Here is a 15,126-nt window from a genome sequence, read left to right as displayed (position 1 = left end):
ATCTTAAGCAGTAGCTTCTTCTTCATGAGCAAATTGGCTATTATAAAGATCTGCGTAGAAGCCATTCTTTTCAATTAATTCTTCATGATTTCCTTGTTCTATAACGTCACCATGATTCATTACTAAAATTAAATCTGCATCTTTTATTGTTGATAGTCTATGAGCAATTACGAAGTTTGTTCTACCTTCCATAAGTCTTGTCATAGCATTTTGGATATAAGTTTCAGTTCTTGTATCTACTGAGCTTGTTGCTTCATCTAGTATTAATACCCTAGGATTAGCAAGTATTGCTCTAGCAATTGTTAATAGTTGCTTTTGTCCTTGTGATATATTTGAAGCTTCTTCATTTAATACAGTATCATATCCATCAGGTAATGTTCTTATAAAGTGATCAGCATGAGCTGCTTTTGCTGCAGTTACAACTTCTTCAAAAGTAGCACCTTCTTTTCCGTATGCTATATTATCTTTTATGCTACCATTAAATAACCAAGTATCTTGAAGAACCATACCAAACATGCTTCTTAAATATCCGCGGCTGAAGTCTGTTATATCTACACCATCGAATGTAATTTCTCCACCGTTTAACTCATAGAATCTCATCATAAGATTAATTAATGTTGTTTTACCTGCACCAGTAGGACCAACTATTGCAATAGTTTGACCTTGTTTTGCAGTTACATTCATATCCTTCATTAATAGTTCATTTGGAGTATAACCAAATTTAACATTTTTGAAATTAACATTTCCTTTAGGGGCTTTTAAAGTTTTTGGATGTTCTGGGTCTTTAACTTCTTCTTCTTCATCTAAAATTTCAAATACTCTTTCAGCAGAAGCCATTGTTGATTGAAGTATATTTGCTATATTAGCAGTTTGATTAATCATTTGAGTAAATTGTCTTGAGTATTGAATAAATGATTGGATATATCCGACACTTAGCTTATCCTTAGTAACTAATATACCACCAACTACAGCAATAATAACATAACCTACATTATTTATAAAATTCATTAAAGGCATTATTAAACCTGACATGAATTGTGCTTTCCAAGCTGAATCATAAAGTTTATCATTTATATCATCAAATTCTTTAATAGCCTTCTTTTCATGACCAAAAGCTTTTATAACAGTATGACCTGTATAAACTTCTTCAACATGACCATTTAATTGACCAAGCTCTTTTTGTTGAGTAGCAAAGAATTTTTGTGATTTACCTATTATAGGTCTAGTTGCAATAATACAAATTGGAAGAGTTAACACACATATTAAAGTTAAAAGTGGGCTTATTGTTAACATCATTATAGTAATACCAATCATTGATATTACAGCAGTAATAAGTTGAGTTAAACTTTGTTGAAGTGTACTACTTATATTATCTACGTCATTTGTAACTCTACTTAATATATCACCTTTTGAGTTAGCGTCAAAGTACTTGATAGGAAGTCTATTTAACTTCTCATTAACATCTTTTCTCATATCACGAACAGTGTTTTGAGCAACTCCTGCCATTATATATTGTTGAAGATACATAAAGACTGCACTTAATATATAGAAGAATAAAAGTAATAAAATGTAATGAGTTAATTTTGAGAAATCAATTGAAGCACCAGGTATTCCTTTAAATTTAGCCATCATACCATCAAGTATTACGTTAATAGTTTCTCCAAGTAATTTAGGGCTAAATACAGTAAATGCTGTACTTATTATAGCCATAAAAATTACAGAGATAAGTTTAGTTTTATGTGGATTTAAATATTTTAAAAGTCTTTTTGCTGTTCCTTTGAAGTCTTTAGCCTTTTCACCACCCATGACTACGCCATGGGCACCTTTATTTCCACCCATAGGAGCAGCTGATTTTTGTTTATTCTTATCTATGCTCATTTGAAAGTTCCTCCTCTGAAAGTTGTGATGAGGCAATTTCTTGATAAATTGCACAGTTTTTTAGTAACTCTTTATGAGTGCCCATTCCAACGATGTTACCATCTTCTAAAACTAAGATTCTATCAGCATCCATTATTGTGCTTACTCTTTGAGCGACTATAATAACAGCTGATTCTTTAGTTTCACTCTTAAGAGCAGCTCTAAGTTTTGCATCAGTTTTAAAGTCAAGAGCTGAGAAGCTATCATCAAATAAGTAAACTTCAGGTTTTCTAACTAAAGCACGAGCTATAGCAAGACGTTGCTTTTGACCACCTGAGAAGTTTTTACCACCTTGTTCAACGATAGAGTCAAAACCATTTTCTTTTTCTTCAATAAAATTATATGATTGAGCTATCTTTGCGGCATGAACTAATTCATCCATAGTAGCATCTTCTTTACCATATCTTAAGTTTTCTGCAATTGTTCCTGAGAAAAGTACAGCCTTTTGAGGAACAAATCCAATTTTACTTCTAAGAGTTTCTTGAGACATATCTTTTATATTAATTCCATCAACTAGGATTTCTCCTTTTGAAGCATCATAGAATCTTGTTAAAAGATTTAATATTGTAGATTTACCAGAGCCTGTACCACCTATAATAGCAGTAGTTTCTCCAGGGTTAGTTTCAAAAGAAATATTATTTAATGCAGCACTTTCTGCACCAGGATAGAAGTATGATACATTTTTAAATTCAACAAATCCTTTCTTAGCACTTTCATTTATAGGATTTTTAGGATTTACTATATCAGGTTCTATAGCTAGCACCTCATTTATTCTACTAGCTGAAGCTGAAGCTCTAGGAATCATTATAAATAGCATACTTACCATTATAAGTGAGAACATTATTTGCATTACATATTGTAAGAATGCCATAAGGTTACCAACTTCCATAGTACCGGCATCTATTCTATTTGCACCAAACCAAAGTATTGCAACAGAAGTTAGGTTTAATATAAGCATTAATATAGGCATTAATAAAGCAATTATTTTATTTACTTTTATTGCGTTATCAGTAAAGTCATCATTAGCTTCATCAAATCTTTTCTTTTCAAAGCTTTGCTTATTAAATGCTCTAATAACTCTTATACCAGTAAGATTTTCTCTTAAAACTCTATTTATTTTATCAAGTTTTACTTGCATTGCCTTAAACATTGGCATACCAGTTTTACCAATAAGTAAGATTGCTATAATTACAATTGGCATTGAAACTAAAAGTATTAAGGATAAATCTTTATTAACAGAAACTGCCATTATGATACCACCTATACACATAAGAGGTGCAGTAACCATCATTCTTAATATCATAATAACAACTTGTTGTACTTGGTTAACGTCATTTGTTGTTCTAGTAATAAGTGATGCAGTACCAACTTTATCAATTTCATTTAAAGAAAAAGTTTCTGCTTTAGTAAATATTTTTCTTCTTAAGTCTCTACCAAGGCCCATTGAAACTTTAGAAGAAATGAAACTAGCAAAAATAGTACAAATACTACCTATTAATGCTACACCAATCATAATCCCACCAATTTTAAGTATATAATTAACATCACCGTTAATTATTCCTGTATCTACTATTTCAGATAATAGAGTAGGTAGGTATAACTGCGTCATAGTTTGAATGAATAGTAAAATTAATACAAAGATTAATTGCTTACTATATGGCTTTAAATGCTTAAACAGCTTTAACATTTCTTTATCACTCCTTAAGTAATATTTTCTTTATTGTCTGTATTTTCTTTATGGTCTTTTAAATTTGTTTTTATTTTTTCTAATAAGATTTTTAAAGAATCTATATCATCATCAGTAAAATTATGCAAGCAAACATCATCAATCTGCTTAACCATACTTTTTAGGTCAACACAAGATGAAATACCTTTCTCAGTTAAATGAATTCTAGAGATTCTTTGGTCATTTTCATCCGCAACTTTTTTTATAAATCCTGCTTTTTCTAATCTTTTAATCATTACAGTAATTGTTGCAGGCTTTAAATGTAATTTTTCAGCTATTTCCTTTTGGCTTAATCCATCTTCGTCATATAAAGCATATAAAAGAGGGGGCTGCCCAGGATATAGACCTTCTTTTTCTAAAGTTTTATGAGTCAAACAAAAATGTAATCTTACTACTTGACCTAATAATTTATGAAAAGAAAAATTATCTTCTGAATTCATAATAGAACTCCTTTCATTAGAAATAGTTAGTCGGCTAATAGTTAGATGACTAACTGTTTTTTATTTTAATACCATTTTATAAAAAAAACAAGCTATAAGTTCTAAAAAATTATGGTAAAAGAATTAAGAAAATATTACAATGATTTAGTAAAACGTTATCGATAAAATATATACTTTGTGATTTAATAATTTAATATACAAAAATAAATAAAAATAAGGTGATAAAATGAATTATGTTTATATAATAAGATGTAAAGATAAATCTCTTTATACTGGATGGACGAATAATCTAGAACGTAGATTTAGAGCGCACCAAGAAGGAAAAGGAGCAAAATATACAAAGGGGAGAGGGCCGCTAGAACTTGTATATTTTGAAGAATTTGAAGAAAAGATTAAAGCGATGAAAAGAGAATATGAGGTCAAAAAAATGAGTAGAGAAGAGAAACTAAAAATGATAAAAAATTTCAAAAAAATTTAAATAAAATTATTGAAATTTGTAGCAAATGTGAGAATAATAAAATATGTTAATCATATAGACAAACTAAAAAAATATGATAAAATGATTTGGTAAGGTATAAAATTTTGTAAAAAGGAAGTGAATGTTATAGGAATAAACTTTTAAATAGATAAAAAGCGCCAGAACTTAGGTAAGCTTATTATATAAATTTTAATAGCAACTTAAGTTGACGAGGTTGGGAGTTATCGAAACTTTTCGGCGGGTGCCCCACGGTATCGCACTACCGTTAACGATTGGCAAAACTATGGAGCAATCTATAGCACAAATCCAATCTGGTGTTAAAACCTTCAATTTTATGGTTTTTGTAGTCCTAGGATTATTATACCCATTTTTATTTACGCTAGGAGAAGACTATAAAGAAGATGACAATTAAATATAATATTAGATACAAAGGAAGGAAGATTTTTATGTGCGGAATAGTAGGATATGTTGGTAAAGGCCAAGCAACTAATTTTTTAGTAGAGGGATTATCAAAGCTTGAGTATAGAGGATATGACTCAGCTGGAGTAGCTGTTATAGAGGATGGCAAGATTGATGTTAGAAAGCAAAAAGGACGTCTTGCTAATTTAGAAGAAAGCCTAAAGGAAAATCCTATGAAAGGAAGTATCGGAATTGGACACACTAGATGGGCAACTCACGGAGAGCCATCAGATGTTAATTCACATCCTCATTTAAGTTCAAAAGGAGATGTAGCTGTTGTTCACAATGGTATTATAGAAAACTATATTGAACTTAGAGAATTTTTAAAGAGCAAGGGATGTAACTTTGTTTCAGAAACAGATACTGAGGTTATACCAAACCTTATAGAATACTACTACGAAGGAGACTTATTTAAGGCAGTAGTTAGAGCATCAAAGGATCTACAAGGAAGCTTTGCAATAGGAGCAGTTTGTAATGCAGAACCTGATAAGCTTGTAGCTGTAAGAAAGGATAGTCCATTAATCGTAGGATTAGAAGGGGATGAAAACTTTATTGCCTCAGATATACCAGCAGTTTTAAATTACACTAGAGATGTATATCTTTTAGAAGATAATGAGTTTGTTGTTATCACAGAAGAAGGAGTAAAACTTCTTGATGAAAACGGCAATAAGATAGATAAAGAAGTATTTAAAGTAACATGGAATGCAGATGCAGCAGAAAAAGGCGGATTTGATTCATTCATGTTAAAAGAAATTCACGAACAACCAAAAGCAATTAGAGATACTATGACTTCTAGAATATCAATGGAGCACAGTGTTTGTTTTGATGATTTTAACATCTCAAAAGAAGAACTAGAAAACATTGATAGAATTTATATGGTAGCTTGTGGAACTGCATATCATGCAGGATTAATGGGTAAATACTCAATAGAAAAACTTGCAAGAATACCAGTAGAAGTTGATATTGCATCAGAATTTAGATATAGAGATCCATTAGTTACTGATAGATCATTAGTTGTTGTATTAAGCCAATCAGGTGAAACAGCAGATACTTTAGCAGTATTAAGAGATTGCAATAAAGCTGGAGCTAAAACTTTAGCTGTTACTAATGTTGTTGGAAGTACAATTTCAAGAGAAGCTGATCATGTTATATACACTATGGCAGGACCAGAAATTTCAGTAGCATCAACAAAGGCATATACTACTCAAGTAGTAATAATGCATACAATTGCAATGTACTTTGGAGAACTTTTAAAAACTGTAAGTGAAGAAGAATTAAGTAATTTAAAGAAGGAATTATTATTAATTCCTGAAAAGATAGAAGAAGTATTAAAAGATACAGAAAATGTAAAGAAAGTTGCAGAAGAAATTAAAGATGAAGATGATATATTCTTCTTAGGAAGAGGAATGGATTTTGCACTTGCTTTAGAAGGATCATTAAAATTAAAAGAAATATCATATATCCATTCAGAAGCTTATGCTGGAGGAGAATTAAAACATGGACCAATTGCCTTAATAGAAAAAGGTACAAAGGTTGTTTCAGTTCTTACTCAAAAGAATTTAATAGATAAAATGATTAGTAATGTTGTTGAAATAAAATCAAGAGGAGCAATTAATTTTGGAATAACATTTAGACAAAGCGAGAAAGCTCAAGGTGTTTTAGATAATGTATTATTCATACCTGAAACTATAGATATGTTTGCACCAATTATTGCAGCTGTTGAATTACAATTACTAGCTTACTATGTTGCAAGTCTTAAAGGATTTGATATAGATAAGCCAAGAAATCTAGCAAAATCAGTAACAGTTGAATAAAATTCCTATTTAGAGGTATAATAGACTATAAAGTAAAATATTACCTGTACGAGTTAGGAGAGATTTTTTATGAGAGAAGAGTTATTGAAATTAATCAGAGAGTATAAGGAAACTGGGAATAGCCTAAACTCAGGATTAGAGTGGATGCCTGATAATGAATCAGCAAAATCAAAGATAGAAGTAATTAACATGATTGTTGAGGACTTAGAGAATATAGTTAAATAATAAAAAGTATTAAGCTTATACATTCTTATATGAGAGTGTATAAGCTTTTTTTATTAATATTCTATAGAATGAGTTAATAAAAAGTTAATTTATATATATGGGAAATTTGACTAAATTCATGGTATCATTTAATTAAATTACAAAATTTTAGATATTCAGCGCTAGAATATGGAAATATAATTAAACCTAAAGGAGAAATTTATGAATAATATAAAAAAATCCCTAGTATATGTTTCATTAATGTGTTGTGCATTAATATTTTTAGTAGGATGTTCAAAGGACACCGGTAAGAAGGATGAAAGTTCTAAATCCCTCACATTAGATTTTGTTCAGACTAATAGACATGATGATAGCGTAAATAAATTTTCAATGACATATGATACAAAACCAACAAAAGCATTAGCCATAACAAATGCTATGATTGAGATGATGCTATCTCTTGATTTGCAAAAGGATATGGCAGGAACAGCATATGCTGAAAATAATATATGGCCACCTTTAAAGAAAGCCTATGATGAAGTGCCAGTAATGAGTAAAACGTATCCATCAAAAGAACAAATATTATCAAACAATGTTGATTTTATAATTGGATGGGGTGGAGACTTTACTGATAAAGGTGTAGGAAGTATTGAGTGGTTAAAAGAGAATAATATAAAAGCTTACATACCAAGATCTACAGATTCTAATGCAAATATTGATTCAGTATACGAAGATTTTAGGAATCTTGGGGTGATTTTCAAAACACAAGATAAGGCAGATGAAGTAATAAATAAAATTAAATCAGAGCTAAAAGAAACTACTAGCAAGATAAGTAATATTGATAAAAAAGTAAAAGTATTGGGATATGATTCAGGAACTGATAAAGCTGTTGTTGTAGGATCAGGATTAAGTAATGATATTATTAAGTTAGCTCAAGGTGAAAATATATTTGGAGATATGGATAAAACTTATCCTCAAGTATCAATTGAAGAGATAGTTAAGAGAAATCCAGATGTAATAATGGTTTTAGAATATTCTACTGATAATGGAGGAAAAACATTTGAAGAGAAGGTGAAGGAACTAAAATCAAACCCTGCATTAAAGGATGTAAATGCTGTAAAAAATAATAGATTTATAAAAGTAGATTTAGCTGAATTATATCCTGGAGAAAGAATTCCAGGAACAGTTAAAAAATTAGCTGAAGGTTTCTATCCTGATAAATTCAATGAATGATATGATTAGAAAAAATTTTAAGACATGCTTAATAGTACTAATATTGGTGTTAATAATAGTAAGCTTGATTTGTATAACCTTTGGTTCAGTAAAAATAGACGTAGATATAATTTTTAAGGCATTTATAAATAAACTATTTAACGATGAGATTTATCCAAAGACTTGGGAGAATAATATAGAGTCTATCATTTTCAAACTAAGACTTCCAAGAATATTTCTAGCTATAATAGCTGGAAGTGCATTATCTTTTATTGGAGCTTTAATGCAAACCTTAACAAGGAATTCTTTATCAGATCCATATATTCTCGGAATATCTTCTGGGGCAAGCACCGGCGCAACAATATCAATAGTATTAGGTGCGTTTTCCTTCTTAGGAAGCTTTGGAATAACAGCTGGAGCATTTTTAGGAGCAATGCTTTCAGCAATTATGGTGTTTAAAATATCAGGAGTAACAAAAAAATATTTAAAAAATAGACTTATATTAACTGGTGTTGCAGTTTCGTTTATATTTGCAGCTATTACAAATTTAGTGATAGTATATGCTAAAAATGATAGCTTAGTAAAAAATGCAGTATTTTGGTCCATGGGAAGCTTAGCAGGAGCAAACTATAATCAAGTGAAATTTTCAGCAGCAGCACTTATACTATCTTTCTTAGTAACTACTATCTTTTATAAGGATTTAGATGCATTGCTTCTTGGAGAGGTTATGGCAAGAAATCTAGGAGTTAATACAAAAATTTTAATTAGATATATATTATTTATATCAACGTTATTGACTGGAATTATTGTTGCATTTACAGGGGTTATTGGATTTGTTGGACTTATAGTTCCACATATAGCAAGGCAGTGTATAGGCTCTAAACATAAGAGATTAATTCCTTTTAGTATGGTTATTGGAGCAATACTGATGGTTATTACAGATACTATTGCTAGAACTGCATTATCTCCAGAAGAGATACCTATTGGAATTGTAACAGCTCTTTTAGGAGCACCATTTTTCTTATATTTAATAAGATTAAATAATTATGATTTTGGGGGTAATAAATAATTGAAACTAGAAATAAAAAATTTAAATTATAATATTAAAAAGTTACCCTTTCTGTCTAATATAAATTTAAATGTAAAAAAGGGACAATTTGTTGGTCTAATAGGGCCAAATGGTTGTGGAAAAACTACATTATTAAAAAATATTTATAGAACATTAGAGTCTGAGAGTGGAAGTATACTTATAGATGGTAAAAATATAAATGGACTTAAGAATAAGGAATTCTCTAAATTAATAGCTATTGTTATGCAAGAAAATCATTTAGAATTTGATTTTACTGTAAAAGAAATTGTATCTATGGGGAGGCTTTCTTCTACAAGTAAATTTTCTTCAGATATAAACTGTGAAGATGAAAAGATTATAGATGAATCTTTAGAAAAGGTAGAATTAATAAAATATAAAGATAGTAGTTTTTTTAGCCTATCTGGAGGAGAGAAGCAAAGAGTTATGATTGCACTAGCTCTTTGTCAAAATACAGATTTTATAGTATTAGATGAACCAACTAATCACTTGGATATAAAAAATCAAATTCAAATAATGAATATGTTAAAGGATTCAAATATTACTATTTTCACTACTATTCATGATATGAATATAGCAGCTACTTTTTGTGATTATATATATGTAGTCAAAGGTGGTAAAATAGTTAAAGAGGGTACTGTAGAAGAGGTCTTTACTAAGAAAATGTTTAAAGAGGTTTTTGAAGTAGATACATATATATATGTAAATCCTCATAATAATAAATTGAATGTAAGTTATTTGCTATAAAATAAAAGTTTAAGATTAAGATGGCTTTTATAGAATAGAAAACTTGAGTTTATTATAGGAAGATAATTTAATATTTATATCTTATTTATAACGGTGGAGGGGATCGGCCCTATGAAGCCCAGCGACCTATGAAGATTAGATTTAGGATAATTGTAAAGAATATGTTTTATATATTTATTCTCTATATCGTAAGCAAATAAATAGTGTGGTGCTAAATCCTGCAGTTTGGTAAACTGATAGATAAGAGAGTATATTATAGTGAATTTAAGCACTAGAGATTTATTCCCTAGTGCTTTTTATTATATAAGGATTTGGAATGAAAGGAATGAAGAAGTTATTGCATAAAAAAATTATTAAAAAAGAGACTAGAAAAAATATTATTAAAAAAAGAGATGAATTAGATATAACAGTTAAGGAAGCTGTGGATAATAATATAATAGAAAAACTTATGATGAATGAAACTTATAAAAGTGCAAGAGGAATATTTATATATATTGGTTTTGGGTCAGAGATAAACACAAAAATAATAATTAAAGAAGCATTAAATAGTGGTAAAGAGGTATATGTACCAAAGGTAATTAAAAAGGATATGATTCTTATAAAAATAGATTCATTAGAAAATTTAGTCACAAGTAGCTATGGAATATTAGAACCAATTGGGGATAAAAGTGATTTTGATGTGAATAAGTTAGACCTTATAATTATGCCTGGGGTTGCTTTTGATAAAGCAGGAAACAGATTAGGATATGGAGGAGGTTATTATGATAAGTTCTTAGAATATAATCAAATTGAATGCAAAAAAATAGCCTTAGCATATGACTTTCAAGTTTTAGAAAATTTAGAAGTTGAAGATCATGATATAAAGGTAGACTTAATAATAACAGAAAAGCAGATAATAAATATAAAAAATAAAAGTGATAAATAAAGAAAGAAAAAGTGGGCAATTTCATGAGAGGATAATTAAGAGAGAGGCTATTTATCTTCGTAATAAATTTATATAGAATACTTTTAACTATAACTTATAAATTCATTTAAATATATAAGTTAAATGAATTTATAAGTATTATAGTATTGATGTTAATATTTATGTAATGTAAAATAGTAGAACATAATATAATTTAATATAAGAAATAAATTGTATTATCTATGTAAAGGTTTTAATAAAACGTGTATAGAGAGGGATGGGAATTAAATGATAAAAGAGGTTAAAAGAGGATTTTACAATGAAAAAGATGTTATAGAATATACTTTAACAAATAGTAATGGAGTAAGTGTATCTATATTAAATTTAGGTGGAATAATTACAAAGATTATGACACCTAATAAAGAAGGAAAACTTGAAAATATAGTGCTAGCTTATGAGAATATAGAAGATTATTATACTAATCCATCTTATTATGGAGCTATTATAGGTAGAACAGCAGGAAGAATTGATAAAGGCCAAATAACTATAAATGATAAAGTATATGAGCTTTCAAAAAATTATGGAGTTAACTCTGGTCATGGTGGACAAGTTGGATTTGATAAAAAATTCTGGGACGTTAAAGATATAAGTGACGATGAAACTACAAGACTTGAACTTTCAACAGAATCTTATGATCTTGAAGAAAATTATCCAGGGAATCTTACTGTAAAAGTTATATATGAATTAAATGATTATAATGAATTCTTATTTAAGATTAAGGCCATTTCAGATAAGGATACTTTAGTTAACATGACTAATCATAGTTATTTTAATTTAAGTGGAGATTATAAGAGAGATATACTTAATGAAGAATTATATATTAATTCAGATAAGATATTAAATATAGATGAAAATGGAGGAGTTACAGGAGAAGAGTATGAAGTTTTAGATACTCCATTTGATTTTAGGAAACCTCATAAAATAGGAGAGAGAATAGATAGTGATGATCCACAAGTAAAGCTTGGATTTGGTTATGACCATCCATTTATGCTAAATAAAGAAGATAGAAGAGTCGTGCTTAAAGATGAAGAAAGTGGAAGGATATTAGAGATTCAAACTGATCAAGAAAGCGTTGTTGTTTATTCTATGAACTTTATAAATGATTGTACTATTTATGGTGGTATGACTCCAAAAAGAAGACTTGGTATATGCTTTGAAACACAAGCACCACCAATTGGGTATAATGAAGCTTTTAAAGAAAAATCTTATCTAAGTGCAGGAAAAATTTATTCTAAATCAACAAAGTATACATTTAAAGTAGAGAGATAATTAATGCAATGAATAAAATAGATAAATAGTTAAACAATTAAATAATTAGGTCAATGGATATTAAAATTAATTATAAATAATATGAGATAAAAGAAGAGAAGCTTAAAAATTTAAGCTTCTCTTTATAAATATATTATAATTCTCTGTTAGCTATTTCTGAAAGTAATCTAGCTTTGAATTCTTCAAAGTTCATTGAACCTTCATCATCATTCTTTCTGCTTCTAACTGAAACAGCATTATCATTCATTTCTTTTTCACCAACAACTAAGATGTAAGGAACTCTTTCAAGTCTTGCTTCTCTTATCTTGTATCCAAGTTTTTCAGTTCTGTAATCAGCTTCAACTCTTACACCACTATTTCTTAAATCTCTAACGATTTTTTCAGTGTAGTCATTGTACTTATCTGATAATGGAAGAACCTTTGCTTGAACTGGTGCAAGCCAAGTTGGGAATGCTCCTGCATACTTTTCAATAAGCATAGCAAGTGTTCTTTCATAACATCCGATTGATGATCTATGGATAATGTATGGACGTTTCTTTTCTCCATCTTTATCAATATAAGTCATATTAAATCTTTCAGCTAGAGCAAAGTCTATTTGAACAGTTATAATAGTATCTTCTTTTCCATGAACATTCTTAAATTGAATATCAAGTTTTGGTCCGTAGAATGCAGCTTCATCATCAGCTTCTACATAATCTATTTCTAAATGATCTAATATAGTTTTCATTATTTCTTGAGTCTTTTCCCAAGCTTCTGGATTATTAATGTACTTCTTAGTATTGTTTGGATCCCATTTTGAGAATCTGTATGAGATATCTCCATCAATTCCTAAAGTAGCCATTACATATTTTATTAAATCAACAACACCTTTAAATTCTTCCTCTAATTGTTCTGGAGTACATACTATGTGACCATCAGCTAGAGTAAATTGTCTAACTCTTATAAGTCCGTGCATTTCTCCTGATGATTCATTTCTAAATAGAGTAGAAGTTTCAGCAAATCTTACAGGAAGATCTCTGTAGCTATGTTGTTCTGAGTTGTATATTGCATATTGGAATGGGCAAGTCATAGGTCTTAAGGCAAATACTTCGTCATCCTTTTCTTCATCACCTAAAACGAACATTCCATCTTTATAGTGATCCCAGTGACCTGAAATTTTGTAAAGGTCGCTCTTTGCCATTAAAGGAGTTTTTGTTAAAACATAACCTCTTCTTTCTTCTTCATCTTCAATCCATCTTTGAAGAGTTTGGATTATTCTAGATCCTTTTGGCATTATTAAAGGAAGACCTTGACCTACATTTTCATCAGTAGTGAATAATTTTAATTCTCTACCTAATTTGTTATGGTCTCTCTTTTTAGCTTCTTCTAAAGCTTCTAAATGTTCTTCTAAATCTTTATTCTTTAAGAATGCAGTACCGTATATTCTAGCAAGCATCTTGTTCTTTTCATCGCCTCTCCAGTAAGCACCGGCAGTTCTTAAAAGTTTGATACCCTTCATTGGCTTAAGTGACATTACGTGAGGTCCAGCGCATAGGTCAACAAAATCACCCATTTTGTAGAATGAAATAACTTCATCTTCTCCTAAATCATTTATAAGTTCAACTTTGTAAGGCTCATCTTTCATAAGCTCTAAAGCTTCATTTCTTGGTAATTCAAATCTTTCAATTTGAGGATTTTCCTTAACTATTTTTTTCATTTCAGCTTCGATTTTTTCTAAATCTTGTGTACTAAATGCACCTTCTTTATCAAAATCATAGTAGAATCCATCTTCAATTGCAGGTCCTATAGCAATCTTAACTTCTGGGAATAATCTTTTAACAGCATAAGCTAATACGTGTGAAGCACTGTGTCTTAAAGCATCTTTTCCTTCTTTTGAATCAAAAGTACAGATACCAACCTCGCAATCTTCGTTTATTGTGTGACGTAAATCAACAACCTCTCCATTTACTAATCCACAAAAAGCATTTCTAGCTAATCCTTCGCTAACACCTTTTGCTATATCTAAAACTGATACACCTTTTTCAAATTCTTTAACTGATCCATCTTTTAAAGTAACTTTAATCATCTTAAAAAACTCCTTTCTTTCTTTATATTAAAACTAAAAATTATTTACTAAAATAAAAAAACTCCATCTCTAAAAATTTTAGAGACGAAGTGTATATCCGTGGTTCCACTCTAGTTATCCTTAAGAGTTAATCTTAAGAATCACTTTAATATGTCGTAACGTGACAATGACGGACTGGATTAGAGTCACTCCGAGTTAGTTTTCTGTTAAGCTCATATAAAAGTACTTACAGCTAATGTACTCTCTCTCTGTAAATGAGGATTTAACATACTCTTCTCATCAATGTGTTTATCTTCTTAAGTTAATTTATATTATAATCATACAAATTTCAGATGTCAATAAATGCTTTCATAAAGTTTCTCGAGTTTAATATTTTCGAGCAATTCTTCAGAATAGTAAGATTTGCCCATTAAAATAAATATAATATCTTCTTTTTTATAGCCTTCTTTGTATAATTTTATATCTTTTGTCAAACGCTTAACTATATTGGTAGAGGCGTTTAATATATTACAAAGTTCCTTAAAAGAGTAATACCTTTTAGGGAGAAGTTTATATAGCTTTTTTTGTAATTTAATTTTATAAGAAATATCTGTTTCAAGGGAGTGATGGGGTCCTGATCTTCCGCGATGGTGATCTTCGCATAGATACATATAATTTAACTCTATATCAAATCCACCTTCATTTTTATGAATAATGTGATGAATATCAGCTTCTTTATTACATATTTCACAAAAATACAATGAT

Annotated in this window: 14 protein-coding genes, 1 riboswitch and 1 other annotated feature; of the genes, 9 read left to right on the top strand and 5 right to left on the bottom strand. The window is 29.4% G+C overall.

What is annotated here, in order from left to right:
• Nucleotides 1-3: 3 nt before the first annotated feature.
• The 3 genes from ACQPUW_RS15315 to ACQPUW_RS15305 are packed head-to-tail and all read right to left on the bottom strand — an operon-like array spanning nucleotide 4 to nucleotide 4,083.
• Entirely contained in the window at nucleotides 4-1,878 is a 1,875-nt protein-coding gene (locus ACQPUW_RS15315; protein ID WP_430838358.1) for an ABC transporter ATP-binding protein, read from the bottom strand.
• Nucleotides 1,865-3,604 carry an ABC transporter ATP-binding protein gene (locus tag ACQPUW_RS15310; protein WP_430838357.1) on the bottom strand — a complete coding sequence of 580 codons (1,740 nt, stop codon included), beginning with the start codon at nucleotides 3,602-3,604 and terminating at the stop codon, nucleotides 1,865-1,867. The genes ACQPUW_RS15315 and ACQPUW_RS15310 overlap by 14 nt, the downstream gene beginning before the upstream one ends.
• Before the next feature lie 14 nt (nucleotides 3,605-3,618).
• Nucleotides 3,619-4,083 carry a MarR family winged helix-turn-helix transcriptional regulator gene (locus ACQPUW_RS15305; protein WP_430838356.1) on the bottom strand — a complete coding sequence of 155 codons (465 nt, stop codon included), beginning with the start codon at nucleotides 4,081-4,083 and terminating at the stop codon, nucleotides 3,619-3,621.
• A gap of 226 nt (nucleotides 4,084-4,309) precedes the next feature.
• Between ACQPUW_RS15305 and ACQPUW_RS15300 the strand changes: the two genes are divergently transcribed.
• From ACQPUW_RS15300 to ACQPUW_RS15260, 9 genes are all read left to right on the top strand, one after another.
• On the top strand, nucleotides 4,310-4,561 hold the full coding sequence (locus tag ACQPUW_RS15300; protein ID WP_430838355.1) for a GIY-YIG nuclease family protein: 252 nt from the start codon (nucleotides 4,310-4,312) through the stop codon (nucleotides 4,559-4,561).
• 283 nt (nucleotides 4,562-4,844) lie between these two features.
• Nucleotides 4,845-4,973 (top strand): hypothetical protein, encoded by a 129-nt coding sequence (locus ACQPUW_RS15295; RefSeq protein ID WP_430838354.1) that lies wholly within the window; start codon nucleotides 4,845-4,847, stop codon nucleotides 4,971-4,973.
• Between the two features lie 34 nt (nucleotides 4,974-5,007).
• A complete protein-coding gene (glmS, locus tag ACQPUW_RS15290; protein ID WP_430838353.1) occupies nucleotides 5,008-6,834 on the top strand; it encodes a glutamine--fructose-6-phosphate transaminase (isomerizing) in 1,827 nt (608 codons plus the stop codon).
• 69 nt (nucleotides 6,835-6,903) lie between these two features.
• The gene (locus ACQPUW_RS15285) at nucleotides 6,904-7,059 is read left to right on the top strand and encodes a hypothetical protein (protein ID WP_204596593.1); all 156 of its coding nucleotides are present in this window, start codon (nucleotides 6,904-6,906) and stop codon (nucleotides 7,057-7,059) included.
• Nucleotides 7,060-7,299: 240 nt separating this feature from the next.
• The gene (locus tag ACQPUW_RS15280; protein WP_430838436.1) at nucleotides 7,300-8,271 is read left to right on the top strand and encodes an ABC transporter substrate-binding protein; all 972 of its coding nucleotides are present in this window, start codon (nucleotides 7,300-7,302) and stop codon (nucleotides 8,269-8,271) included.
• A complete protein-coding gene (locus ACQPUW_RS15275; protein WP_430838352.1) occupies nucleotides 8,264-9,319 on the top strand; it encodes a FecCD family ABC transporter permease in 1,056 nt (351 codons plus the stop codon). Before ACQPUW_RS15280 ends, ACQPUW_RS15275 begins: the two co-directional genes overlap by 8 nt.
• Nucleotides 9,320-10,084 (top strand): ABC transporter ATP-binding protein, encoded by a 765-nt coding sequence (locus ACQPUW_RS15270; protein WP_430838351.1) that lies wholly within the window; start codon nucleotides 9,320-9,322, stop codon nucleotides 10,082-10,084.
• A 78-nt stretch (nucleotides 10,085-10,162) separates the two neighbouring features.
• Nucleotides 10,163-10,331: riboswitch (SAM riboswitch) on the top strand.
• A 78-nt stretch (nucleotides 10,332-10,409) separates the two neighbouring features.
• Nucleotides 10,410-11,009, top strand: a complete 600-nt coding sequence (locus ACQPUW_RS15265; RefSeq protein ID WP_430838350.1) for a 5-formyltetrahydrofolate cyclo-ligase — start codon at nucleotides 10,410-10,412, stop codon at nucleotides 11,007-11,009.
• A 267-nt stretch (nucleotides 11,010-11,276) separates the two neighbouring features.
• A complete protein-coding gene (locus ACQPUW_RS15260) occupies nucleotides 11,277-12,317 on the top strand; it encodes an aldose epimerase family protein (protein WP_430838349.1) in 1,041 nt (346 codons plus the stop codon).
• 133 nt (nucleotides 12,318-12,450) lie between these two features.
• Here ACQPUW_RS15260 and thrS read toward each other — a convergent pair whose 3' ends face one another.
• Together thrS and ACQPUW_RS15250 are read right to left on the bottom strand one after the other, a co-directional pair.
• Entirely contained in the window at nucleotides 12,451-14,382 is a 1,932-nt protein-coding gene (gene thrS, locus ACQPUW_RS15255) for a threonine--tRNA ligase (RefSeq protein WP_430838348.1), read from the bottom strand.
• A gap of 77 nt (nucleotides 14,383-14,459) precedes the next feature.
• Nucleotides 14,460-14,674: a binding site (T-box leader), on the bottom strand.
• 43 nt (nucleotides 14,675-14,717) lie between these two features.
• A complete protein-coding gene (locus tag ACQPUW_RS15250; RefSeq protein WP_430838347.1) occupies nucleotides 14,718-15,122 on the bottom strand; it encodes an HNH endonuclease signature motif containing protein in 405 nt (134 codons plus the stop codon).
• Nucleotides 15,123-15,126: the final 4 nt, after the last annotated feature.

The organism is Clostridium sardiniense (assembly GCF_050584765.1).
In the GTDB taxonomy this organism is placed as follows: Bacteria; Bacillota; Clostridia; order Clostridiales; family Clostridiaceae; genus Clostridium; species Clostridium sardiniense_A.
This window is presented reverse-complemented; position numbering and strand designations above follow the sequence as displayed.

Excerpts from the sequence above, each read along its gene's own strand:
- ACQPUW_RS15315 (WP_430838358.1), bottom strand. The coding sequence starts at position 1,878 with ATGAGCATAGATAAGAATAAACAAAAATCAGCTGCTCCTATGGGTGGA.
- ACQPUW_RS15310 (WP_430838357.1), bottom strand. The coding sequence starts at position 3,604 with ATGTTAAAGCTGTTTAAGCATTTAAAGCCATATAGTAAGCAATTAATC.
- ACQPUW_RS15305 (WP_430838356.1), bottom strand. The coding sequence starts at position 4,083 with ATGAATTCAGAAGATAATTTTTCTTTTCATAAATTATTAGGTCAAGTA.
- ACQPUW_RS15300 (WP_430838355.1), top strand. The coding sequence starts at position 4,310 with ATGAATTATGTTTATATAATAAGATGTAAAGATAAATCTCTTTATACT.
- ACQPUW_RS15295 (WP_430838354.1), top strand. The coding sequence starts at position 4,845 with ATGGAGCAATCTATAGCACAAATCCAATCTGGTGTTAAAACCTTCAAT.
- glmS (WP_430838353.1), top strand. The coding sequence starts at position 5,008 with ATGTGCGGAATAGTAGGATATGTTGGTAAAGGCCAAGCAACTAATTTT.
- ACQPUW_RS15285 (WP_204596593.1), top strand. The coding sequence starts at position 6,904 with ATGAGAGAAGAGTTATTGAAATTAATCAGAGAGTATAAGGAAACTGGG.
- ACQPUW_RS15280 (WP_430838436.1), top strand. The coding sequence starts at position 7,300 with ATGTGTTGTGCATTAATATTTTTAGTAGGATGTTCAAAGGACACCGGT.
- ACQPUW_RS15275 (WP_430838352.1), top strand. The coding sequence starts at position 8,264 with ATGAATGATATGATTAGAAAAAATTTTAAGACATGCTTAATAGTACTA.
- ACQPUW_RS15265 (WP_430838350.1), top strand. The coding sequence starts at position 10,410 with ATGAAGAAGTTATTGCATAAAAAAATTATTAAAAAAGAGACTAGAAAA.
- ACQPUW_RS15260 (WP_430838349.1), top strand. The coding sequence starts at position 11,277 with ATGATAAAAGAGGTTAAAAGAGGATTTTACAATGAAAAAGATGTTATA.
- thrS (WP_430838348.1), bottom strand. The coding sequence starts at position 14,382 with ATGATTAAAGTTACTTTAAAAGATGGATCAGTTAAAGAATTTGAAAAA.